General features: G+C 65.9%; 23 protein-coding genes. 5 read left to right on the top strand and 18 right to left on the bottom strand.

Translation table 11 applies throughout. The features are described 5' to 3' along the window. Positions 1–422, top strand: a 422-nt coding sequence (locus M8J71_RS05755) for an HNH endonuclease signature motif containing protein (protein WP_256246998.1), incomplete at its 5' end; no start/stop codon positions are given. A 36-nt stretch (positions 423–458) separates the two neighbouring features. On the opposite strand, the gene M8J71_RS05750 is transcribed toward M8J71_RS05755, so the two are convergent. From M8J71_RS05750 to truB, 10 genes are all read right to left on the bottom strand, one after another. Continuing rightward, entirely contained in the window at positions 459–965 is a 507-nt protein-coding gene (locus tag M8J71_RS05750; RefSeq protein WP_256246997.1) for a DUF1579 domain-containing protein, read from the bottom strand. A 40-nt stretch (positions 966–1005) separates the two neighbouring features. Further along, positions 1006–2349, bottom strand: coding sequence for a M16 family metallopeptidase (locus tag M8J71_RS05745; protein ID WP_256246996.1), 1344 nt, complete (start codon positions 2347–2349; stop codon positions 1006–1008). A 483-nt stretch (positions 2350–2832) separates the two neighbouring features. Next, entirely contained in the window at positions 2833–5094 is a 2262-nt protein-coding gene (locus M8J71_RS05740) for a polyribonucleotide nucleotidyltransferase (protein WP_256247068.1), read from the bottom strand. A 244-nt stretch (positions 5095–5338) separates the two neighbouring features. Then, positions 5339–5608, bottom strand: a complete 270-nt coding sequence (rpsO, locus tag M8J71_RS05735; RefSeq protein WP_163164502.1) for a 30S ribosomal protein S15 — start codon at positions 5606–5608, stop codon at positions 5339–5341. 219 nt (positions 5609–5827) lie between these two features. After that, positions 5828–7096 (bottom strand): kynureninase, encoded by a 1269-nt coding sequence (locus tag M8J71_RS05730; protein ID WP_256246995.1) that lies wholly within the window; start codon positions 7094–7096, stop codon positions 5828–5830. Next, complete coding sequence (gene kynA, locus M8J71_RS05725; protein ID WP_256246994.1) at positions 7093–7947, bottom strand: tryptophan 2,3-dioxygenase; 855 nt, start codon at positions 7945–7947, stop codon at positions 7093–7095. Before kynA ends, M8J71_RS05730 begins: the two co-directional genes overlap by 4 nt. A 25-nt stretch (positions 7948–7972) precedes the next feature. Further along, positions 7973–8956: a bifunctional riboflavin kinase/FAD synthetase gene (locus M8J71_RS05720; RefSeq protein WP_256246993.1), complete on the bottom strand. Its 984-nt coding sequence runs from the start codon at positions 8954–8956 to the stop codon at positions 7973–7975. 135 nt (positions 8957–9091) lie between these two features. Beyond that, positions 9092–9574: a hypothetical protein gene (locus M8J71_RS05715; RefSeq protein ID WP_305478518.1), complete on the bottom strand. Its 483-nt coding sequence runs from the start codon at positions 9572–9574 to the stop codon at positions 9092–9094. A 1-nt stretch (position 9575) separates the two neighbouring features. Further along, positions 9576–9929, bottom strand: a complete 354-nt coding sequence (locus M8J71_RS05710) for a hypothetical protein (protein WP_256246991.1) — start codon at positions 9927–9929, stop codon at positions 9576–9578. Positions 9930–9931: 2 nt separating this feature from the next. Then, positions 9932–10867, bottom strand: a complete 936-nt coding sequence (gene truB, locus M8J71_RS05705; protein WP_256246990.1) for a tRNA pseudouridine(55) synthase TruB — start codon at positions 10865–10867, stop codon at positions 9932–9934. A gap of 103 nt (positions 10868–10970) precedes the next feature. On the opposite strand from truB, the gene M8J71_RS05700 reads away from it, so the two are divergent. Then, a complete protein-coding gene (locus tag M8J71_RS05700; protein WP_256246989.1) occupies positions 10971–12125 on the top strand; it encodes a pyridoxal phosphate-dependent aminotransferase in 1155 nt (384 codons plus the stop codon). Positions 12126–12152: 27 nt separating this feature from the next. Here M8J71_RS05700 and trxA read toward each other — a convergent pair whose 3' ends face one another. Both trxA and M8J71_RS05690 read right to left on the bottom strand, forming a co-directional pair. Then, positions 12153–12590, bottom strand: a complete 438-nt coding sequence (gene trxA, locus M8J71_RS05695) for a thioredoxin (protein ID WP_256246988.1) — start codon at positions 12588–12590, stop codon at positions 12153–12155. A gap of 2 nt (positions 12591–12592) precedes the next feature. Beyond that, positions 12593–13081 (bottom strand): nucleoside deaminase, encoded by a 489-nt coding sequence (locus tag M8J71_RS05690; protein ID WP_256246987.1) that lies wholly within the window; start codon positions 13079–13081, stop codon positions 12593–12595. A gap of 177 nt (positions 13082–13258) precedes the next feature. Here M8J71_RS05690 and M8J71_RS05685 point away from each other — a divergent pair, with 177 nt between their 5' ends. Further along, positions 13259–14404: a ScyD/ScyE family protein gene (locus tag M8J71_RS05685; protein ID WP_256246986.1), complete on the top strand. Its 1146-nt coding sequence runs from the start codon at positions 13259–13261 to the stop codon at positions 14402–14404. A gap of 76 nt (positions 14405–14480) precedes the next feature. On the opposite strand, the gene rbfA is transcribed toward M8J71_RS05685, so the two are convergent. The 5 genes from rbfA to rimP form a co-directional block, all read right to left on the bottom strand. Further along, positions 14481–14990 (bottom strand): 30S ribosome-binding factor RbfA, encoded by a 510-nt coding sequence (gene rbfA / locus M8J71_RS05680; RefSeq protein ID WP_256246985.1) that lies wholly within the window; start codon positions 14988–14990, stop codon positions 14481–14483. 247 nt (positions 14991–15237) lie between these two features. Beyond that, entirely contained in the window at positions 15238–18162 is a 2925-nt protein-coding gene (gene infB, locus M8J71_RS05675; RefSeq protein WP_256246984.1) for a translation initiation factor IF-2, read from the bottom strand. 152 nt (positions 18163–18314) lie between these two features. Further along, complete coding sequence (locus M8J71_RS05670; protein ID WP_256246983.1) at positions 18315–18656, bottom strand: YlxR family protein; 342 nt, start codon at positions 18654–18656, stop codon at positions 18315–18317. Positions 18657–18861: 205 nt separating this feature from the next. Further along, positions 18862–19842: a transcription termination factor NusA gene (gene nusA, locus M8J71_RS05665; RefSeq protein ID WP_163164472.1), complete on the bottom strand. Its 981-nt coding sequence runs from the start codon at positions 19840–19842 to the stop codon at positions 18862–18864. Further along, positions 19842–20450 carry a ribosome maturation factor RimP gene (gene rimP / locus M8J71_RS05660; protein WP_256246982.1) on the bottom strand — a complete coding sequence of 203 codons (609 nt, stop codon included), beginning with the start codon at positions 20448–20450 and terminating at the stop codon, positions 19842–19844. Before rimP ends, nusA begins: the two co-directional genes overlap by 1 nt. Before the next feature lie 289 nt (positions 20451–20739). Between rimP and M8J71_RS05655 the strand changes: the two genes are divergently transcribed. Next, complete coding sequence (locus M8J71_RS05655) at positions 20740–21705, top strand: DUF4439 domain-containing protein (protein WP_256246981.1); 966 nt, start codon at positions 20740–20742, stop codon at positions 21703–21705. Between the two features lie 213 nt (positions 21706–21918). Continuing rightward, positions 21919–22962, top strand: a complete 1044-nt coding sequence (locus tag M8J71_RS05650; RefSeq protein WP_256246980.1) for an aminoglycoside phosphotransferase family protein — start codon at positions 21919–21921, stop codon at positions 22960–22962. Between the two features lie 96 nt (positions 22963–23058). Here the strand turns inward: M8J71_RS05650 and M8J71_RS05645 are convergent, their stop codons facing one another. After that, positions 23059–23862: a sulfite exporter TauE/SafE family protein gene (locus tag M8J71_RS05645; protein ID WP_256246979.1), complete on the bottom strand. Its 804-nt coding sequence runs from the start codon at positions 23860–23862 to the stop codon at positions 23059–23061. Positions 23863–23866: the final 4 nt, after the last annotated feature.

The raw sequence follows: 23866 nt of genomic DNA, 5'->3' as shown, positions 1-23866 counted from the left end.
ACCACACCGACCACCTCCACGCCTGGCACCACGGCGGAACCACCGGAATCACCAACCTGGCCCAACTCTGCCCAAAACACCACCGCCTCAAACACCACGGCACCTGGACACCCACAACAGCAACCCACAACGAACCACCCGACTGGACCTCCCCCACCGGCCGACACTACAAAGCTGAACACCCCGACTGGGAACCACCAGTATGCCCACCCGGATTCCGGCCAGCGGAACTGCCCGGGTCCCTGCCAGCGGAACCGTCCGCGTTCGTACCGGCGGAACCTCCGCCTGAAGAGCCACCCAGTGAAAATCTTGTGGATCCGGCCGATCTGCCAGCTGACGACAGTTTGTGGGATGACTTCTATGCCATGCCCACTGTGCTGCCGGCCGACCCCTCAACGGCCAGGAGCCTGCTGCACTACTGAAATGGCGTGCCATCAGGGGATGAAGGGTTACAGACGTCAGCTTCGCTGGAAGGTTGAAGTCATGAACGGAGCATAGGCCGAGCCATTCCCGTTTGCCCCGCCGCCGGATTCGTCCCCCGCGGTGGTGTTCACACGGGTGCGAAGCTCTGTCACATGAGTGAGCACTCCCCCGCTGACGCTCAGCGTATGGCGGGTCCATCCGGCGCTGCCGCGGCGTTCCACCCTGAGGGCACCCTCGTGCCAGGTGCACCGCGCCGGCGCGTCGGGGACCGGGCTCGCGTTGTCCACGTAGTACCAGAAGACGTTGTGGTGGTCCGTATCCAGAGTGAAAATTCCGTGGCCTTCGAAATGTGTCCCGTCCGGTTCCACGTGCCGATAACTCTGCACCACCGCGAAGCCCCCGGCTACTGGCCTGTACGTCACTTCAGCGTCAACAGTGCGCTCCGGGCCCCATGCGCCGGCTGCGAACCGCGTACTCCCCCGCCAGTGGCCGAGGAAGCCTGCCAATGCGCCGGGGCCGCGGTTGGATGGGGTTCGTTCCACAGTCCCCTCACCTCCCGCGGTAAGACCTGCCTTCGGCGGGTCAGAGTCCGAACGTTTCAGTTTCCTCAAAGGGCCCGACGACGGTGACCGTCCGGGGTGCCGCTGCCAGTTCCGCAGCAAGGTCCTGGACCTGTTCTGCCGTGACGGCCTTGATGAGCCTGAGCGTTTCGTCAATGTCCTGGTATTCTCCGGAAACGAGTTCCGCCCGGCCCAGCCGCGACATTCGCGATCCCGTATCCTCCAGGGCCAGGACGATTCCGCCGCCCAACTGGCCCACAGCCTTCCGAAGTTCGTCCTCGGTAATCCCGTGCTCTGCCAGCTTGTCCAGTTCCTCGCCGAGCAGGTCCAGGACCTGGCGCACCTTGGACGGCGTGCATCCGGCGTACATGCCGAAGTACCCGGCGTCGGCGTAGGAGGAAGCGAAGGAGTACGTGGAATACACCAGGCCGCGCTTCTCGCGGATTTCCTGGAACAGGCGCGACGACATGCCTCCGCCAAGCACGGCGTTCAGGACGCTCATGACGTAGCGCCGCTCGTCGGTGGCAACGATCGTAGGGCAGCCCATGATGATGTTTGCCTGCTCCACCGCGCGCTTGACCACGTGGAGGCCTGCCGTCCCGGTGATCAGGGCGCGGTCGGTGGAACGCCTGTCGACAGGGGCAGCGTCGGCCTTCAGTGACCACCCTGCAGACTCAAGGGCGTCCACTACGAGGTTGCAGACGACGTCGTGCTCCAGGCCGCCCGCCGCAGTGATCACGAGCTCGTCCGGCCGGTAATACCGCTGGTAGTGCTCCCATACGGAGTCCCGCGCAACAGCCTTGATGGCGTCCGGGGTGCCGCCGATGGGGCGCCCCAGGGGGTGGCTGCCCAGGACTGCTGAAACAAAGTGTTCGTGGGCGACGTCCGTGGGGTCGTCGCTGTCCATCGCGATTTCCTCGAGGATGACGTCCCGTTCCTGCTCCATTTCTGCCGGGTCCAGGACAGCGCCCGTGATCATGTCGGCGATCACGTCAATGGCCATCGGCAGGTCGGAATCCAGGACCCTCGCGAAGTAGCACGTGCTTTCCTTGGCCGTGGCCGCGTTTGACTCGCCGCCTACCTCGTCAAAGGCCGAAGCGATCTCCAGTGCGGTACGGCGCTTGGTCCCCTTGAAGAGGAGATGCTCCAGGAAGTGTGTGGAACCATGCTGTCCCGGGGCCTCGTCCCGGGACCCGACACCCACCCAGAAACCAATGGTGGCTGACCTCTGGCCGGGCATCGCCTCGGTCAGCACCCGCACTCCCCCGGGCAGCACCGAACGCCGGACTTCGGAGCCGCCGTCGGAACCGTGGACCAGGGTATCGCCGCGGTGGTTCTGCTCAAGCGGCAGGGGTACAACAGTCATTGAGGCCTTTCAAAAGGGGCAGCCGGGATCTGGCTGCCATCGTAACAGCGGCGGGGGCGGGGGGGGTGTCACCCGCCCCCCCCCCTCCTCGCTTTGTGTCCGGAAACAGGAACGGTTAACGGCACCGCCTTCTCCAGCGTCCGCGGCGGGGGGGGGCCCGGGGCCTGCGCCCGGGCCGCCGCCTCCCGCGTCCCCCCCGGGGGGGGGGGGGGGTTGCGGGGCGGCGGGCTGGTGGGGTCCCTCACCCGCCGCCCCCCCCCGCCGCCCCCGCGCCACGCCCGCACCGCGGGCGCGGGGCGCCGCGGCGGACGGGGCAGCAGGGTGGTCGCGGGGTTTGCGTCAGAGCGGGGGGAGCGAAATAACTGCGGGCGAGCACGTTGAGAGGGCGGGGGGGGGCGCTGCCTGCACGCGAAGGGGGGGGGGGGGGGGTAGCCCCCCCCCCGCCCCCGCCGATTCATGCTTGTGTGCCGGAAACCGGAACTGTTAGACGTCAGCGCCTTCAGCAGGCTCCGTGGTGTGGGCGCGCTCGGTCTCGACCACGGCGCCTTCTTCCTCGGCAACGACCGGGGCGAGCGAGAGCTTTCCGCGGTCGTCGATCTTGGTGATTTCCACCTGGACCTTCTGGCCCACCGAGACAACGTCATCGACGTTGTCCACGCGCTTGCCGTTGGCCAGCTTGCGCAGCTCGGAGATGTGCAGGAGGCCGTCCTTGCCCGGGGTCAGCGATACGAAGGCACCGAAGGTGGTGGTCTTGACGACCGTACCCAGGTAACGTTCGCCGATTTCCGGGACCTGCGGGTTCGCGATGGCGTTGATGGCGGAGCGTGCTGCGTCTGCAGACGGGCCGTCGGTGGCGCCAATGTAGACCGTGCCGTCGTCCTCGATGGAGATGTCGGCGCCGGTGTCTTCCTGGATCTGGTTGATCATCTTGCCCTTGGGGCCAATGACCTCGCCGATCTTGTCCACGGGGATCTTCACGGCGATGACGCGCGGCGCGAACTCGGAGAGCTCGTCCGGGGTGTCAATGGCCGAGTCCATGACCTCGAGGATGTGCAGGCGTGCTTCGCGGGCCTGCTTCAGGGCTGCTGCCAGCACGGAGGCGGGGATACCGTCGAGCTTGGTGTCGAGCTGGATGGCCGTCACGAACTCAGAGGTACCGGCAACCTTGAAGTCCATGTCGCCGAAGGCATCTTCGGCGCCAAGGATGTCAGTCAGTGCCGCGTAGCGGGTCTGACTGTCCACCTGGTCGGAGACCAGGCCCATGGCAATACCGGCGACGGCGGCCTTCAGGGGCACACCGGCGTTCAGCATGGACAGGGTGGAGGCACAGACAGAACCCATCGACGTCGAACCGTTGGAGCTGAGCGCCTCGGATACCTGGCGGATGGCGTACGGGAACTCCTCGCGGGACGGCAGGACCGGCACGAGAGCCCGCTCTGCCAGCGCACCGTGGCCGATTTCGCGGCGCTTGGGCGAGCCCACGCGGCCGGTCTCACCGGTGGAGTACGGCGGGAAGTTGTAGTTGTGCATGTAGCGCTTGGTCTTGACGGGTGACAGCGAGTCGATCTGCTGTTCCATCTTCAGCATGTTCAGCGTGGTGACGCCCATGATCTGGGTTTCGCCGCGCTCGAAGATGGCTGAACCGTGGACGCGGGGCAGGACCTCTACCTCGGCGGTGAGCTGGCGGATGTCCGTCAGGCCGCGGCCGTCGATGCGGACCTGGTCCTTGAGGATGCGCTGGCGCACTACGTGCTTGGTGACCGAGCGGAATGCTGCGGACACTTCCTTGTCACGGCCTTCGAACTGCTCAGCCAGGGCGGCGGAAACCTCGTCCTTCAGGGCGTCCGAAGCGTCATTGCGCTCCTGCTTGTCCGCGATCTGGAAGACGGCAGCCAGCTTCTCAGCAGCAGCGGACTCAACGGCGGCGTACACGTCGTCCTCGTAGTCCAGGAAGACCGGGAACTCGACGGTCGGCTTTGCCGCGCGGGAGGCGAGGTCAGCCTGGGCGTCGCAAAGCGCCTTGATGAACGGCTTGGCAGCCTCGAGGCCCTCGGAGACAACCTCTTCGGTGGGGGCAGTGGCGCCCTGTTCCTTGATGAGGTTCCAGGAGTTGTCGGTGGCTTCGGCTTCGACCATCATGATGGCGACGTCGTCACCGGCGACGCGGCCGGCTACCACCATGTTGAAGACGGAGTTCTCCAGCTGGGAGTGCTTGGGGAAAGCGACCCACTGTGATCCGTTTTCGTCGGCAACCAGGGCAACGCGCACGCCGCCGATGGGGCCGGAGAACGGCAGGCCGGAAAGCTGGGTGGACATGGAGGAGGCGTTAATGGCCACCACGTCGTACAGCTCGTCCGGGTTGATCGCCAGGACGGTGACCACAATCTGGACCTCGTTGCGCAGGCCCTTGATGAAGGCGGGGCGCAGCGGGCGGTCCATCAGGCGGCAGGCCAGGATGGCCTCGGTGGACGGGCGTCCTTCGCGGCGGAAGAACGAGCCCGGGATGCGGCCGGCAGCGTACATACGCTCTTCGACGTCGACCGTCAGCGGGAAGAAGTCAAAGCCTTCACGCGGGTGCTTGCCGGCAGTGGTGGCGGACAGCAGGGCGGTGTCTTCGTCGATGTACACCATCGCTGCGCCGGCTGCCTGCTTGGCAAGGCGGCCGGTTTCGAAGCGGATTACACGCTTGCCAAAACGGCCATTGTCAATGACTGCTTCTGAGAACTGGATTTCGGGACCCTCCAAGAGAGTCACCTCCGTTTCTGTTTTACGGAAGTCCAGCCGCATCAACCCAGCCCAGCATCTGTCTACTGGCCCTGCACCCGGTCATCGATCGAGACCCACGGGCCGGGGCTTCACTCAATCGAAGCCGTTCCCGGGGATCACTACCGAGGACCGCGAATGCGTGATGCGGTTGATCCTCCTGTTTAATTTTTCATTTGAAGAAGGCGGCCCGTTCCATGGCGGAAAGGGCCGCCCCTAAGTCCGACTAGCGGCGCAGGCCGAGGCGCTCGATGAGCGAACGGTAGCGGGCGATGTCGGTCTTCTTGAGGTAGCTCAGCATGCGCTTGCGACGACCAACCATGGCCAGCAGACCGCGCTGGGTGTGGTAATCGTGCTTGTGCTCCTTCATGTGCTCAGTCAGATCCTTGATCCGCTGGGTCAGGACAGCAACCTGGACCTCCGGTGAACCGGTGTCGCCTTCTGCGGTTGCGTATTCCTTGATGATGGACTGCTTTACAGCGGCTTCAAGTGCCACAATAACTCCTAGGGATGTGCCGTGAGGGCCCAGGTCAGTAATTCGCTGCCGGGTCTGCCGCCGCGGCGGGTCCGGGAAAACCGAACAGTGCCACACGCAACAGGAACCAGCCGCCACGGACTGCAGCCGGATCCATCCCCCAGTTTACCGGCCCCCGCCCAATCTTGTCGAAACAGGCAAGCCTTGGCAGAGGGTGCCTTAGCCAAAGCAGCCCCGCCCCTACTGCGGCAGCTGCTCCCGGATCGCCGCCATCCCGTGCAGGACCTCAGCGAAGCTCGTGCTCAGCGGTGAGAGTCCCACCCGAATGCCGTGCGGGGCGCGGAAGTCAGGGATGACGTCCCCGTCCCACAGCGACGCCACGGTCCCTTTGGCGAAACCGGGGTGGTCCAGCGTGATGTGGCTGCCCCGGTCCCCCGGCTCCCGCGGCGAGGCGAGTTCCACGCCCAGGGGCGCCAGCCACGCTTCGAAGATCTCGACGGCGAAGGCCGTCAGCTTCACCGACTTCTCCCGGATGGCGGCCATCGACGCTTCCTCGATGAGGTCCAGCGTGCCACGCATGGCCAGCATCCCGAAAATCGCCGGAGTGCCGCTGAGGAATCCGCGGATCCCGGCAGCCGGCTCATAGCCGGAGGCCATCTCAAAGGCATCCTTGCGGCCCATCCACCCCCAGATCGGCTGGTTGAGCGAAGCGAGGTGGCGGTGGTTGACGTAGGCGAAGGCGGGCGATCCCGGCCCGCCGTTGAGGTATTTGTAGGTGCAGCCTGCAGCGAAGTCCACGCCTGCACTGTCGAGCTCGATCTCCACCGACCCCGCGGAATGGCAAAGGTCCCACACCACCAGCGCCCCGGCGTCGTGCACTGCTGCCGTGATCCCCGGCAGGTCCGCCAGGTGGCCGGAACGGTAGGCGATGTGGCTCAGGAGTACGACGGCGGTGCGCGGCCCTGCCGCTTCCCGCACCTGGTCAACCGTCATCCCGGCGGCGGGGTCCGTTTCGATCCAGCGGAGCGTCAGGCCTTCCTCGAGGGCGATGCCCTCAACCAGGTAGCGGTCCGTGGGGAAGTTCTCGGTGTCCAGAACGAGTTCGTTGCGCTCCGGGTCTGCCACGGCCGCCAGGGCCGCGCGGATCAGCTTGTAAAGGACCACCGTGGTGGAGTCCGCGATGATCGTCTGCCCGGCGTCCGCACCCAGCACTGCCCGGCCCAGCTGGTCGCCGATAGTCTGGGGCAGGTCCAGCCATTCCTCGTCCCAGCCGCGGATGAGGCGGCCGCCCCAGCCGTCCCGGATGAAAGTGCTGATGTCATCTGCCGTCCGTTTAAGCGGGCGGCCCAGGGAATTGCCGTCCAGGTAGCACAAAGGTGTGTCGGTGCCGATGAACTGGCTGCGGTAACCGGCCAGTGGATCCTGCCGGTCCAGCTCTGCCGCGCGCTGCTGCAGTGCCGCTGCTGTGTCCTCCGGGTTTCCCACCAGGGGATGCTGCTGGATGGTCATTGGCCGATCTCCGTCCTGACGGCGAATAGCTCCGGGAAAAAGGTCAGTTCGAGGGCCTTCTGCAGGAACGCGGCTCCGCTGGAGCCGCCGGTCCCGGCTTTCATGCCGATGGTCCGCTGCACGGTACGCATATGCCGGAAGCGCCACAGCTGGAAGTTGTCCTCCAGGTCCACCAGTTCCTCGCAGGCCTCATAAGCGCCCCAGTTGTCCGCTGCGTTTTCATAGATGTGCTTGAAGAGCGGCACCAGTTCCGGCGTGAATTCGTGGGCCAGGCTGACGTCCCGTTCGAGCACCGCCGGAGGCACGTCGAACCCTTGGCGGGCGAGGTAGGCGAGGAATTCGTCGTAGATGCTGGGAGCGTTGAGCAGCTGCTCCAGCATGGCGTGGGCTTCCGGGTCCGAGTCGAAAACCGGAAGAATCTTGCGGTTTTTGTTGCCGAGAATGAACTCGACGGCACGGTACTGGCTTGACTGGAAGCCGGAGGAATTTCCCAGGAAACCGCGGAACTGCGAATACTCCGTGGGGGTGAGGGTGGCCAGCACGGACCACTGCTCGGTGAGGGTTTTCTGGATGTGCTTTACCCGGGCGATGCCCTTGAGCGCGGATCCGAGGTCGTCGGCACGCAGCCAGCCGGCCGTGCTCCGCAGCTCATGCAGCACCAGCTTGAGCCACAGCTCAGTGGTCTGGTGCTGGATGATAAAGAGCATTTCATCGTGGTGCTCGGGCTGGCTGACGGGCTGCTGCGCGCTCAGCAGGGTAGGCAGCTGCAGGTAGGAGGCGTAGCTCATCCGCGAGCTGAAATCACGGACAATACCTTCGTCCAGTTTCCTGGTGTTCTTCTCAACGGACACGGTACTGCCTTTCCCTGCGGATGGTTCAGCGCCTGGCCAGGAGGTCGTGGGCCTGGACCACATCGAGCCGCATCTGGTCTACCAGCGCCTCAGGCCCACGGTATGCCACCATCCCCCTGAGCCGGGCCACAAATTCAACAACTACTGTCTGGCCGTACAGATCGAAGTCCTCCACCGCTTCGTGGGGGCGGTCGATCACGTGGGCTTCGACCTGCCTGCTGACGCCGTCGAACGTGGGATTCGAGCCCACGGAAATGGCCGCCGGCCAGCGCGTCCCGGCCTGGTCCACGAGCCAGCCTGCATAAATGCCGTCAGCCGGGATGAGCCCGCTGGCCTTGCTGGCGAGGTTCGCCGTGGGAAATCCGAGGGCACGGCCGCGGGCGGCGCCGTGGACAACTTCGCCGCGCATGCGGTGGGGCCGGCCCAGCACTGCCGCGGCAGTGGCCACGTCGCCTTCCTGCAGGGCTTCGCGCACCCAGGTGGAGGAGCAGCGGCGGTCCGTGCCGTCGTCGTCATGGAGGGGGTAGCCCTCTGAACCGAACTCGCTGATCACCTGGACCTCGAACCCGAACTTCCCGCCGAGCGCCTTCATGGTGTCCAGGTCGCCGGAGTTGCCGCGGCCGAACCGGGCGTCGTGGCCAATCACCACGTGGCTGGCGTGAAGGCAGTTGACCAGGAACTGCTCCACGAACTCTTCAGCGGTGAGGCTGGCGAGGTCCAGGGAGTACTTCATCACCAGGATGGCGTCCAGGCCCAGCTCCCCCAGCGCCTCCAGCTTGTCATGCAGTCCCATGATGAGCTCCGGCGCAGATTCCGGGCGGTGGATCAGGGCCGGGTGGGGGTCGAAGGTGATTGCTACGGACCTGGACCGGTTGAGGCGGGCGGTGCGGATCAGCTGGGACAGCCCCTGTTGGTGGCCGCGGTGAACTCCGTCGAAGTTCCCAAAGGTGACAACAGATGGGCCGAAGTCCGCCGGGACCTCGGACGGATCGTTCCAGATGTAGACCATCACCCTCGCCTTTTACTGCCTGCAAATATCAACGTTCCGGACCCTGCCGGCCGCGGAACTCTCTAAAGATTACCCGTATTCACCCGGGCACCTTTGCCAAGCTGTGCGGGGGTGGCCTGCGCGGCCGGGCGGCCATCAGGCGTTGCGTACCGGCCGCCGCCGGTACAGCCACACGAGGCCCAGGATGGGCAGCAGCAAGGGGATGAACGCATAGCCGCGGCCAAAAAGTGACCAGACAGTTTCATGCGGGAACGCGACGGAATCGAAGACGCTCAGCGCACCCACAACGAGCACGCCCACCAGTTCAACCAGCACAGCCGCGACCGACACCTTGAACCAGGTGCTGCCGGCCCTGGCCAGGGACACCGTTGCAACCACGTACACCAGGGCGGCGAACGCGGACAGCAGGTAGGCCAGCGGCGCCTCGGCAAACTTGGTGAGGATCTGGTAGCCGGCGCGGGCGGACGCGGAAATGGCGAAGACTGCATATACGGCGATCAGCAGGCGGCCGGGGCCCGTATTGCGGGTGTTCCGGGCACCGGTGTCGTTCGCCGTTTTGCCCTTGGTGGTGTTGGGGACGGCGGAGTGCTGGTCTTTCACGCGGCGTGCTTCTTCCATTTCAGTACCAGATCTGATTCATTCGGGCGGCCATCACCAGCGCAGTAACACCGACGGCGGCCAGGACAAAGTTGCTCCACCGCGTGCGTTCCAGGATGGACCAGTAGACGGCAGCGGGCGGCAGGAGCATCGCCGTGGCGAGGTAGCCCCAGAACTCCCAGGCTTCCCCCGCGATGGGCTCTCCTGCAATGACGCGCACGATGGATCCCACCAAGTAGACCAGCAGCGCAACCTCGACGGCGACGACCGAAAGGATGGTGGCGTCATTCGGCGCTTTCTTCAGGATGCCGGCCAGCAGGCAGATCCCGCTGGACAGGAGCCCCACCACCAGGATGATGTAGAAATAGGCGTCCACCCTCAGCCCACCCCGGACGCGCCGGTACCCGGGCCGGTGCCAGGGGCGAACACCAGGACAGGTTTGGCGAAACTGCCGGCATCGGCAAGCAGTGCCACCAGGCTTCCATCGGGGGCAAAGGCGGCTGCGGGATGTTCTGCTGTGGCCGCCGCCGGGCTACCGGGGGCAGCACCGGCAGCGATGCGCCGGCCAAAGGATATTTCCGTGGCTTCCTCGGGGCTGAGCTCGCGGTTGGGCATCAGGGCCCGGGCTGCCTCGGACATCTCGAGGACGTTGAGCTCTTCCGCGAGTTGTTCGAGGGTGCGCGCCTGCTCCAGGGAGTAGGGCCCTACATGGGTCCGCCGGAGGGCTGTGAGGTGCCCGCCAACACCGAGGGTGTTGCCGAGGTCCCGGGCCAGGGCACGGATATAGGTCCCGGAGGAGCATTCCACCGTGACATCCAGGTCCACGACGTCGGCCTCGGCGTCCCTGCTAATGCTGTGCACCTCAAACCGGTGGATGGTGACCGGGCGGGAGGCCAGTTTGACCTCTTCACCGGAACGCACCCGGGCGTAGGCCCGTTCCCCGTTGACTTTGATGGCGCTTACGCTGCTGGGAACCTGCTGGATCTGCCCGGTGAGGGCCGCAACGCCGTCGTGTATCGCCTGCTCGCCCACCGCGGAAGTGCCGGCTGAGGCAGTGACTTCACCTTCGGCGTCGTCCGTGACGGTCGACTGGCCCAGGCGGATGGTGGCCGTGTAGGTCTTGGACGTGCCCACGATGTACGTGAGCAGGCGGGTGGCTTTGTTGATGCCGACCACCAGGACACCGGTTGCCATCGGATCAAGGGTGCCTGCATGCCCCACTTTCCGGGTACCGGCAAGTCGCCGCATCCGGCCAACCACATCATGGCTGGTCCATCCCTGCGGTTTGTCCACTATCACCAGTCCAGAAAGCACGCTTCCCAGTATATCGGCGCTGGTCGTGGCACCCGCCCACGCGTCGCGCGGCCCGGGGAGCATCCGCAGCCGCCCCGTATCGCTGCCGGTTAGGATGGCAGGCATGCCTGAGCTTGCCGCCCACGTCCGCGACGTCCCCATCAACCAGATCCGGGAGATCACCGAGGCCGCATGGCGTACCCCCGGCGCCTTGGTCCTCAGTATCGGCGAGCCCGGGTTCCCGCTCCCCCGCCACGTCCTCGAGGCCGGGATGGCATGCCTGGACCGGGACGAAACCAACTACACCCCCAACGCGGGCATCCCGGCACTCCGGGAAGCCTTCGCCGCCAGGTTCCGGGAGCAGCAGGGCTGTGAGGTGGGCGCCGACCGGGTGTATGTGGTGGACGGCGCCCAGCAGGGCCTGCATTTCGCCATGAGCCTGCTGCTCTCCCCCGGCGATGAGATCCTTATTCCCAACCCGGGGTACCCCACGTTCGCGATGACCAGCCGGCTCCTGAATGCCGTCCCCGTGGGTTATCCGCTCTACCCTGACCACGGCTTCCAGCCCAGGACCGGAGACATCGAGGCGCTCATCACGGACCGGACCCGGGTGTTGGTCCTGAACTCCCCCTCCAACCCGTTGGGCGCGGTCCTCAGCGAGGACCTGACCAGAGAACTCGTGGAGCTGGCCCGCCGGCACGACCTATGGGTGATTTCGGACGAATGCTACGAAGCGTTCACGTACGACGTCCCGCATGTGAGCCCTGCAAGGTTCGACGGCGACCTGCCGGGCGAGGCGCGCGTCTTCACGTCGCTGACCCTGTCCAAGACGTATGGCCTCACCGGGCTGCGGATCGGCGCGCTGGTGTGCCCGCCGGGCCTGGAGCAGAAGATGAACAACGTCATGGAGTCGATCGTCTCGTGCGTGGCATCGCCGTCGCAGTACGCAGCGCTCGCCGCCCTCACCGGGCCACAGGATTACGTCCGGCACGCCCACGAACACTATCGGACCAACCGGGACGTTGCATCAGCCGTGCTCGATTCCAAAGGAATTCCGTACTTGAAGGCTGACGGCGCGTTTTATCTTTGGGCAGACGTGTCCCATGCCAGCGGCGGCGACGTCCGCGGGTGGGTGCGGCGCTTCCTTGCGGAGTCAGGCGTTGCGCTGGCCCCGGGGACTGCCTTTGGTTCCATCGGTGAAGGCTGGGTGCGGATCGCGCTGTGCGGCAAGCGGCAGGAACTGCTGGATGGCCTGGCCCGGCTGCCGGAACGCGCCTAAGCCGATGTGCCGGCAGCCGGTCCTTCGTTAGCTGCGGGTTCCGGACAGTGCACCATCCAGCCAGGTGCGCAGGACGTCCGCCGGGGTAGCACCTGCCTGCCGTGCAGCCACCTTGCCATCCACGATGACCATCAGGGTGGGTATGGCCTGTACATCGAACCTTCGGGACAAGCCGGGCGATTTATCCACGTCCACCTTGACCAGTTTGACGCCGCCCGCACGTTCATGAGCCAGCTTGTCCAGGACGGGGCTGACCATGCGGCAGGGCCCGCACCAGGCAGCCCAGAAGTCCACCAGCACCGGAACGGGCGACTGTTCGGCCACTGTGCCGAAGTCAGCATCCCCGGCGTCCACGATCCAGGGCAGCCCTCCGCGGCAGTTTCCGCAGCGGGGCCGGCCGGCAGCGGCGGCCGGGATGCGGTTGGTCTTTCCGCAATGCGGACATTTGACAAGGGTGGCTGCCATGCCTAGTAGTCCTTCCTGCTTTTATGGGCGCCCCAGGCCTGGAAAGGAGCGTCCGACGCCGGCACGTCGCCCCTGCTGACCGGCAACAGTTCAGGGCGCGTCCCCGAGAAGTAGTCGTAGAAGACGGCGTCATCAAAGCCTGCGGAAGCGGCACCGTACCGGTCCGCGGCGAAATACACGCGGTCTATCCGCGCCCAAAGGGCAGAGGCGAGGCACAGCGGGCACGGTTCGCAACTGGTGTAGAGGACCGCGCCGTGCAGGTCGAAGCTGCGTATGGCGGCAGCCGCCGTACGGATGGCCACCACTTCGGCGTGGGCTGTGGGGTCGTTGTCGCGGGTCACGCGGTTGACGCCCTCGTGCACCTGCCCGTCCCTGGTCACGACCACCGCACCGAACGGTCCGCCGCCGTCCGCGACGTTGCGGGTGGCCAGCGCCACTGCCTGTTCGAGGTAGTGGGTGGCATCATCGTGGTCGTGGTCCGCCTGGTTCATAGCTTGATCCTAGCCATAGGGGTTGGCATTAGGGGACAAAAATAGGGGGCGGAATAGGGGGAAATCCCGGCGACATTTTTGTCCGGCAGGCATAATCTGGCGCCGGGGGTTTCGGAATTTTTGCCTCCCGCGAGGCTCCTTATCCGGCCCGTCTAGGGCGCCAAAACGGAGTACCCAATGAAAATGAAGTTTCCAATGGTCGCATGCCTCGCTGCTGCGGCACTCGTCGTTCCTGCCGGGCCTGCAATGGCGGATTCCAGTGAGCACCCTCCGCGCACGTTGGTCGAGGGTTTGGCTGCGCCTCTCAGCCTGGCAGTGGATGCGGAGGAATCCGTTCTCGTCACCCAGAACTTCGCCGGCCGCCTCAACCGTGTCAACGACGACGGCACCACTACTACGCTCTATCAGGCCAAAGAGGGCTGGGACGTTGGCGGGGTGGAAGTCCGGCATGGACTCACCTATTTTCTTGAGAGCGTCGGCGCCGGCATGGGCGATCCTGAAGCTCTCCAAGGCCACTTGAAGTCCATTGACCAGGACGGAGACGTCCGGACCATCGCAGACCTGGCCCGCTACGAACGCAAGCACAACCCGGACGGTGATCAGCATTACGGCTTTGGATCTGACGTCTCGGACGAGTGCCTCGCCGGGTGGCCCGCCTTCCCGCCCGCCCGTTACAAGGGCGGGGTGGACTCACATCCCTACGCCGTGGCTGTGCGGAGCGGCAAGGCGTATGTAGCCGACGCGGGCGCGAACGCCATCCTGGAAGTAGACCTCGAGAGCGGCGACATTTCCACTCTTGCAGTCCTTCCGCCGCGGCCCACCGTTATTCCGGAAAGCGCTACCCGTCCGGAGGAGGAGGGTGGCCTTGGCGTGCCAGCTTGCGTTGCCGGGAAGGAATACGCTTTTGAGCCTGTTCCCACGGACGTGGAGATCGGGCCGGACGGCTGGCTTTATGTGACTTCGCTGCCCGGCGGCCCGGAAAGCCCGGCGCTGGGTGAACGCGGCGCCATCTTCAAAATCAACCCGTGGACCGGCGAGACAAAGCTCTGGGCCGAGGACATCCTCTCTCCCACCGGCCTTGCCATCGCGGACAACGGGGATGTCTATGTGGCTTCACTCTTCGGCGGCAATATCCTGAAGTTCAGGGACTCGGGGGACACCCCTTCCGAATTCCTGGCGGTAAACCAGCCGGCCGCCGTCGAATTCCAGGACGGACACCTGTACGCCACAGTTGACGGGCTGTCCGGCGCCCCGGCCGGCCCGGGAGCGCCTCCTCCGGCAGAACCGTTCCTGGGCAAAGTGACCCGGGTCCATATCGACTAGTCAGCCAACAAAGTTCCACGGGAAGCAGAAGGCCTGCACCATATGGTGCGGGCCTTCTGCTGACCATTTTCGCTCGTTACTTACTGCCGTCTTCGTCGAGTTCCTCGTCGTCATTGACGTCGAAGTCCTCTTCATCAAAATCGTCTTCGTCGATGTCCACATCGGCGGACGCATCACTCCGGTAGGGATCAGCGTCCCCCGCATGCCGGGCCTGCGCCGCCAGGGCGGCCACTTCGGCGTCACGCTTCTTCGCTTCCCGGAGCAGGTCCTCAAGGTTGGATGCGATAACGGGAATCTCATCAGAGACGAACTCAAGGGTGGGAGTCAACCGAATACTCAGGTTGCGCCCCACCTCCTGCCGAAGCACACCCTTGGCCTTCTCCAGGCCCTTGGCAGCATCAGCCTGAACAGCCTGGTCGCCAAGAACGGTGTAGTAGAGGGTGGCATGCTGCAGATCATTCGTCACCCGGGCATCGGTAACAGTGATGCCCTCCAGCCGAGGATCCTTAACCTTCCGGCCCAGGGCCTCAGCAACAACAACCTTAATCCGCTGCGCCAACTTGGCAGCACGTGCCGGATCAGCCATGAACAACTCCTAAAAAAAATTGGGACGTACGACGGCGTGTAGCAACTGTCGTACCCACGTTCGATTGATGCCACGCACTCACGGCGGGCCTACGACGGACCCCCGTTGGGTTTTTCCGGCGGCCAGGGAGTGGCATCGGGCCTGCCGAAGCTGGGTGGCCAACGCCGTCAGACGTTGGTCACCCAGCGAAGGGGCGGGGCCGCCGGAAAAATCCAACGGCCCCGCACCTTTGAAGCGCTAGCCCAGACTAGACGCGCGGCTTCTCACGCATCTCGAAGGTCTCGATGATGTCGCCTTCGGTGATGTCGTTGTACGAGCCAAGACCGATACCACACTCGAAGTCCGTGCGGACCTCGGTGGCGTCGTCCTTGAAGCGCTTGAGCGTCTCAACGGTGAGGTTGTCACCGATGATCTTGCCGTCGCGGCTGATGCGGGCCTTCGTGTTGCGGCGGATGATGCCCGAGCGGACGATCGAGCCGGCGATGTTTCCGAACTTGGAGGAACGGAAGACTTCGCGGACCTCGGCGGTGCCCAGCTGGAACTCTTCGTACTCCGGCTTGAGCATGCCCTTGAGCGCCATCTCGATGTCATCAATTGCGGCGTAGATGACGGAGTAGAAGCGCATGTCCACGCCTTCGCGGTCTGCCAGTTCGGCAACCCGCTCGGCAGGCTTGACGTTGAAGCCAATGATGACGGCGCTGTCCACCGTCGCCAGGTTGACGTCGTTCTGCGTGATGGCACCAACACCGCGGTGGATGACGCGCAGCTGCACGCCTTCGCCGACGTCGATCTTGAGCAGGGCGTCCTCGAGGGCTTCCACGGCACCGGACACGTCACCCTTGAGGATGAGGTTGAGGGTGTCGATCTTGCCGTCGGCCACTGCCTGGTCGAAGTCTTCCAGGCTGATGCGCTTGCGGCGCTTGGCCAGGGCTGCGTTGCGGTCGGCTGCTTCACGCTTCTCGGCGATCTGGCGGGCGGTGCGCTCGTCAGCGGTCACGAAGAAGGTGTCGCCTGCACGCGGCACGTTGGACAGACCCAGCACCTGGACGGGGCGGGACGGGCCGGCCCCGGTCAGGGCGCTGCCGTCGTCGTCGAACATCGCACGGACGCGGCCATGGGCCGTGCCTGCAACGATGGTGTCGCCGACGCGGAGCGAGCCGGACTGCACCAGGACGGTGGCCACGGAACCGCGGCCCTTGTCCAGGTTGGCTTCGATCGCGATACCGCGGGCGTCCTTGTTCGGGTTGGCGCGCATGTCCAGGGCAGCGTCTGCGGTGAGCAGGACTGCCTCGAGCAGCTCGTCGATGTTGAGGTTCTGGCGGGCAGAGACCTCCACGAACATGGTGTCGCCACCGTATTCTTCGGGAACGAGGCCGTACTCGGTCAGCTGGCCACGGACCTTGTCCGGGTTGGCGCCTTCCTTGTCGATCTTATTCACGGCCACCACGATCGGCACGTTCGCTGCCTGGGCGTGGTTGAGGGCTTCAACGGTCTGGGGCATAACGCCGTCGTCCGCTGCGACCACCAGGATGGCGATGTCGGTCACCTTCGCACCACGGGCACGCATGGCGGTGAACGCCTCGTGGCCCGGGGTATCGATGAAGGTGATCTTCCGGTCGTTGCCTTCGTGGTTGTGCGTGACCTGGTAGGCACCGATGTGCTGCGTGATGCCGCCGTGCTCGCCCGCCATAACATCGGACTTGCGGATGGCGTCCAGCAGGCGGGTCTTACCGTGGTCCACGTGGCCCATAACGGTGACAACCGGAGGACGTGCCTCGAGGTCTTCGTCGCCTTCGGCTTCGAGCTCTGCTTCGAAGTCGATATCAAAGGTGGAGAGCAGCTCGCGCTCCTCGTCCTCCGGCGACACGACCTGGAGCTTGTAGCCAAGCTCCTCACCCAGCAGCGCAAAGGTTTCCTCATCCAGCGACTGCGTGGCCGTTGCCATCTCACCGAGGTGGAACAGCACGGTTACCAGTGCGGCGGGGTTTGCCTCGATCTTGTCGGCGAAGTCCGTGATGGACGAGCCACGGCGGAGGCGGATCACAGTATTGCCGTCGCCGCGGGGTACGCTCACGCCACCCAGCGACGGGGCACTCATCTGCTCAAGTTCCTGGCGCTTTGCGCGCTTCGACTTGCGCTGCTTGCCACGTCCGGCGCCGCCCTTGCCGAAGGCACCCTGGGTGCCGCCGCGTCCGCGGCCGCCCTTGCCAAAGCCACCACCGGCGGGAGCACCGCCGCCGCCACCGGGACCACCGGTTCCGGGAGCGCCGCCCGGGCGTCCCGGGCCGCGGCCGCCGGCACCCGGACGTCCGGCACCGGCCGGAGCCGGGCGTTCAGTGCGGTTGGGCATCATGCCGGGAGTAGGACGGTTTCCACCGGCCCCCGCGGCACGCGGTGCGCCCGGGCGGGGGCCGCCGGCACCTGCTGCGGGACGCGGACCACCGGCACCTGCTGCGGGACGCGGACCACCCGGACGGGGGCCACCGGCACCTGCTGCGGGACGGGGCCCACCGGGACGGTCGCCGTCGGTACGGCTTCCACCCGGGCGGGGCATGCCCTGGGAAGTGGCAAACGGGTTGTTGCCCGGGCGGGGAGGCCGGTCGCCGTCGCCGCCACGGCCCCGGGGCATGCCCTGGGAAGTGGCGAAGGGGTTGTTGCCCGGACGCGGGCCGCCGGGACGCGGAGCGGAACCACCCTGTGATCCGCCGGAGCGGGTGGGCGGAGCCGGGGTTTCGGCCTTGGGGGCCGGGCGTGCGCCGGGCTTTGCGCCGGTGGACGGAGCAGCGGGAGCAGCCGGAGCTGCGGGCGCGCTCGCTGCCGGTGCCGCAGGGGCGCTGGCTTCCGGCGCAGCAGGGGCGGGTGCCGGTGCAGCCGGAGCTGCGGGGGCAGGTGCCTGCGCCTTGGGGGCCGGAGCCTTGGGCGCTGCCGGACCCGGAGCAGGGGTTGAAGGACGCGCCTCCGCCGCCGGAGCGGTTGCCTTGGGCGCGGCGGCCGGTGCTGATGCCTTGGCAGCAGCATCGGGGAAGGCGTTGCGCAGTTTACGCACAACGGGGGCCTCAATGGTGGAAGAGGCGGAGCGAACGAATTCGCCCAGTTCCTGCAGTTTTGTCACTGCATCTTTGGAAGTAATACCGAGCTCTTTGGCGAGCTCATGTACGCGGACCTTGGCCACATTTCTCCTGTCTCGGTCCGCACCGAGCCAGGCACGAACCGTCTACTTCTTACTGCGGGCCCAAGCCGCGATTACTGCAGAAGGGCCCATTGCAGAGCGCAACAAAGTTGTCATCGTTGCGCACTCATCGCTGGGAACTCATCGGGTTTCCATCAGATTTCTGACCCGCTTTCAGGTTGGACGGTTGGTGTTGCAGTTGCCGTGGCTGCAACTCTCGTGCCTGACTTAATCCAGTCTTCGACGGCGGCCGTTCCGGTTGCGCCCGCAAGGGCACGTCCGAAAGCCCGCCGTTTGATCGCCAGAGCCAGGCACGATTCGCTGGGGTGCAGCCATGCACCCCGGCCAGCCATCCGGCGTCGTTCATCCACCAGGACAGCGGTTGATCCGCTGCCTTCGGCGACGAGCCGGAGTAATTCATTCCGCTTGCCCTTTTTCCGGCAGCCGATGCAGGTACGTTCCGGTTGATTTCCGGTGGAAAGCACTGCCACGGTCATCTTCCTGACGTTCATATCTGCTGGCCCCGGAATGCCTGACCTTTCGCTTGCTCAGCGAAAGGGGGCACGCGCAGGGCGCACGACTGCCGGCCGTTGGGCGCGGCCTTTTCTATTCTAGCCCCTCCGGGCCGTTCTGCCCGAAACCCCGCTGAGGTTCCGGCGTGGCAGCCCGTGGCGGGCAGCTGGTTTGCCCTTGCCCGGGCAGCTAGTTTTCGCGCGCGGTAGCGGCGTCGGAGACGATGTCGATCCGCCAGCCGGTGAGTTTGGCAGCCAGGCGGGCGTTCTGGCCCTCCTTGCCGATCGCCAGGGACAGCTGGTAGTCGGGAACAACCACACGGGCGGAGCGGGTGGCTTCGTCGGTGATGGTGACCGAATTCACCCGCGACGGGGACAGCGCACTGGCAATGAACGTGGCAGGGTTCTCGCTGAAATCGACAATGTCGATCTTTTCGTCGTTGAGCTCCGTCATCACTGCCCGGACGCGTGACCCCATTTCACCGATGCACGCACCCTTGGCGTTGATGCCCGGGGTGTTGGCCTTGACGGCAATCTTGGTGCGGTGGCCTGCTTCCCGGGCCAGTGCCACGATCTCGACGGAGCGGTCGGCGATTTCCGGTACTTCCAGTTCGAAGAGTTTCCGGACCAGTCCCGGGTGGGACCGGGAAAGCGTCACGGACGGTCCCTTGTTGCCGCGGTGGACATCGATGACCAGGGCACGCAGGCGGTTGCCGTGGATGTACTTTTCCCCCGGAACCTGTTCGGGCGGGGGCAGGAGCGCTTCAACGGTGCCGAGGTTGACCTGGACCATGTGCGGGTTGTGGCCCTGCTGGATGGTTCCGGACACCAGTTCGCCTTCGCGGCCCTTGAACTCGCCCAGGACGTTGTCGTCCTCGACGTCGCGCAGCCGCTGCAGGATGATCTGGCGGGCGGTGCTTGCGGCGATGCGGCCGAACCCCTCCGGGGTGTGCTCGAACTCGCCGATGGGGGCGCCGTCATCGTCAATCTCCACGGCCCAGATCGTCACGTGGCCGCTCTTGCGGTCCAGTTCCGCGCGGGCCTTTTCGAAGGCGCCGGGCGACTTGTGGTAAGCCACCAGGAGCGCCTGCTCAATGGTGGGGATCAGGAGGTCCAGCGGGATTTCACGCTCACGCTCCAGAAGTCTCAGTGCGCTCATGTCAATATCCATCAGGCCTCCTCAGAAGGTCCATTGTGTTCAGGTTCCAGACCATCCTCGTTGAGGTGGCTGAATTCGATCTCGACTTTTCCGTTGCGGATCCTGTCGAAAGGAAGCTTGATGGGATCGCCTTGCTTGGGCTTCATTCCCTTTTTGACCGCGATTTCAGGCACGAGCGTCACGCCGGTGTTGTCCACTGACTTGATGCGGCCCATGATGTTGTCGCCCTGGACAACGTTGACCTTGACCATCCTGCCCTTGGCGCGGTGCCAGTGGCGGGGTTCTGTCAGCGGCCGGCCGACTCCGGGCGACGAGACTTCGAGGTCGTAGGGACGGCCGTCGTCGGCGGGATCGTTGTCCAGCACGTCGGACAGGACTTTGGAGATGTCGGCGATGACGTCAAGGCTCACTCCGCCGGTTTCTTCCTGCGGAAGGTCCACCACTACGTGGACCACCCGGTGCGAACCGGGGATGATCGCCACGTCCTCAAGGTACAGGCGGTTGGCCTGGACCGAGGGTTCAAGGAGGGCCCTGAGCCGTGCAGCTTCCGGATTGTGTGCGGCGTCAGCCTTACCCGTTCCGGTATGGTCTGATGAAGCCGTGGCTTCTGCATTGCTCACGATGCCGGCCGCCTCCCGTTAGATGATGTTGTGTGTACTAGCGTAGCTATTTTAGCGGTTCATTGGTGCACGGAGTTTCCCTCCCGGCGTGACACCATGGTCTGTTGTGAAAGACGACAGCCAGGAAAACCCGCCGCGAATGCGCTATTTCCGGTATGCCGTTTTGTCGCTCACAGCCCTCCTTGTCCTGAGCCTGGGTTTCGCGTTGATCCCGGCTGAACCGCCTGCACCCGCGGAACCACCGTTCTCTGAACAGGCGCGCACAGCTGCGTTGGAACAGACTTTGAGTTTGCGTTCCACCGGGATGGCGCTTGCCGCCTCCGGAGGGAATGCGGCCGCCGGTGGGACCCCGGCAGGCCCGCTGGAACATGTTGTGACCTTGCTGACCATCCAGGCCAGGGCGCTGCTGCTTCCTGCCGGCCCGGCTTCCGCTGAGGCTGCCGCGCCGGCCACTGCGACGGCGTCGCTTCCCGCCGGCGCAGCCACGCCCCCAGTTACTCCCCCGCCGTCGAATCCTCCTGCCCAGGCGACCCTGGCTGAGTTCGCGGCCGCCCTTGCCGCCAGCGGGCAGCAACGGCTCAGGGACGCAGAAACGGTCGACGGCGGCATGGCACGCCTGCTGGCGGCAAGCGGCACCGCGCAACTTCTGGCAGCCGAACAGCTTGGGGCGCCGGCCGCACCGGCCCCGGAAGGCCAGTCACCGGAAGGCCAGTCACAGGACGGGAAGCTGGCCCCGACTGGGAAAGTAACGGCAGCCGGCCCGGGTTCTACTGAACCGGCAGGAGCGTCAGCCTGCCCTGCGACGCCGGCGGCCGGGAGCATCAGTGTGGGGGCCGCGCTGGCTGCCGCGGCTGAAGCCGAACTTGAAGCAGTGTATGGCTACCAGGCCGCCCATACCCGCCTTCCCCCGGAAGGGGCACGGCCGGCTTCGGACTTCCTGGCGCAGCACCAGGACCTGGCGGACCAGGCCGCAGCCTACAGCCTCATGCTCTGCGGGGCACCTTCCCCGCAACCGCCCGGGTACGTCCTGGACCCGGGGTTCCTCGATGCTCCGGCCGCCGGGCTCGCCCGACTGGAGGCAGCCACCTTGCCGGCTTACGGAGACATCGTGGCCATCACCGGCTCAACCACCCGGGCCTGGGCCCTGTCGGCACTGCAGGGAGCAGCCCGCCGCGCCCAGCACTGGGGCGCCGATGAAAACCCGCTGCCGGGCCTGGTCCTGGATGAAGCGCAGCTTCCGCAACTGCCGGTGTAGGAAGAACGCACGACGCACTGGCCGCACAGCTGTCCGGGTGGCGGCAGGCGGAGCCGTGGCGCTCGTCGCCACGTTCAGCGTTGGCAACATGCTCGGTGCCACAGGCGTGGTGTAAGGAAGCACCTGCCACACCGGCCGCTGCTCGGTGCCACAGGCGTGGTGTACGGAAGCACCTGCCACACCGGCCGCTCCCCTGCGCCTAGGCTGGGACTGATGAGCGAGCCAGTTGCGGTACCAATCCCACCTGACCTCACTGCGCGGTACACCCGCAGCAGCGCGGGACGGGCGTGGCTCGCGTCGCTGCCGGACCTCGTCCAGGGCCGGCTGGAAGACTGGCAGCTGACGCCGGACCTGCCTCCCGGCGCCCTGCCCTGGAACGGCCACGGCGGCGTGGTCATCCCCGTGCGGCAGCCGGACGGCACCCAGGCAGCCCTCAAAGTCGCCTTCCCGCACGACGAAGCCCGGGTGGAGCGGCACGCCCTGGATCTCTGGCAGGGACGGGGAGCCGTGGCACTGCTGGCGTCCGATGCAGGAACGTGTGCCATGCTTCTGGAAAGGCTCGACGGCGAACGCTCCCTCGCCGCTGTCCCGATGGACGACGCCGTGGTGGTGTGGGCGGGCTTGTTGCGGAAACTGAGCCTCAGGCCCGATGACCGGCCGCAGTGGCAGGAGTTCCAACACATAGCCGCCCGTGCTGAGCAATGGAGTGACGACCTGCCTGCTGACTGGGAACAGCTGGGACGCCCGTTCCCCCGCTGGCTGCTGGAGGCCGCCCTTGAGGTGTGCCAGACCCGCGGGGCAGTGGGACGGCGTTCGGCACGCGACGCCCTCGTCCACACGGACCTGCACTTCCTCAACGTCCTGGCCCGCCCGGCTGCGTCCGCCCCGGCAGGACCTGCGACGCCGGACGGTTACGCCGCCATAGACCCCCAGCCAATGATCGGCGAGCCGGAGTTTGCGGTGGCCCCGTTGTTGTGGAACCGCCTGTCCGACTTGCCCGTAAACGGGGCAGAAGCCGGCCTGCGCCGGCGCTGCGCGGACTTCAGCTCCGCGGCGGGCCTGGATCCGGACGTCGCGCGGCAATGGGCCATTGCCAGGGAAGTGGCAAACGCCCTGGCGTATGCGGGCAAGCCCGACCATCGAGGCGACCTGGCCAGGTCCCTTTGGGTGGCCAGCACGCTGGCCGGCAGAACCCTCGACGGGCTGCCCTCGGCGCACCGCCTGCCCGAGCCAGGCGAAGCGGTCGGCGCACACTGACGGCGAGTGGTGCCGCGGCAACCAATGTGGCCGTCGCGCACCCGCATGTGGGTCCATGCGGCCGCCCCTTACCCCTGTTGGGCTAACCCTGTTGGGCTAACCTTGTTGGGCGAAGTTTTCCTGCCAGACGTCGTACCCGAGCTTCAGGATCAGGGCGGCCACCACCACGAGGAAGACCACGCGGACGAACCGGCTCCCCTGCGCTACCGCCGTCCTTGCCCCAAGGTACCCGCCGGCCATATTGGCGACACCCAGCAGCAAGCCCAGGCCCCACAGGATGGAGCCGTGCGGCAGGAAGAACATCAGGGCACCAGCATTGGTTGCCATGTTCACGATCTTGGCTTTGGCACTGGCCTCCAGGAACGCGTAACCCATCGCCGAAACCAGGGCGATCACCAGGAAGGAACCCGTCCCCGGGCCAATCAGGCCGTCGTAAAAGCCGATGACGGCGCCGATCAGGCAGGCCACCACATAGTGCTTGTGGCCGTCGTGGCGCAGAGCGGTGATGTGCCCGGCGTCCGGTTTCAGGGCAGTAAACAGCGCCACCGCCACCAGTGCGGCGACGATGATGGGTTTGAACACGCTGGACGGCAGCGTGGCGGCCAGTATGGCGCCGCCAAAGCTGCCGGCCAGGGCGATCACGGCCATCGGCAGTGCCGTTCGCAGGTCCGGTCCCACCCGCCGGTAGTAGGTGACGGCGCTGGTTGCGGTTCCGAAGATGGATCCCAACTTGTTGGTGGCCAGCGCCTGCACCGGCGTGATGCCCGGGACCAGCAACAGGGCAGGAAGCTGGATCAGCCCGCCCCCGCCCACCACTGCGTCCACCCAGCCCGCGGCAAAACCAGCCAGCACGATCAAAACCAGCGTCGTGAGCTGGAGGGACTCAAGCCCTAAGAGCACCTCG

The organism is Pseudarthrobacter sp. R1 (assembly GCF_024494415.1).
GTDB lineage: Bacteria > Actinomycetota > Actinomycetes > Actinomycetales > Micrococcaceae > Arthrobacter.
Note: the sequence above shows the minus strand (reverse complement) of the source record. Positions and strands in the feature narration are given on the sequence as shown.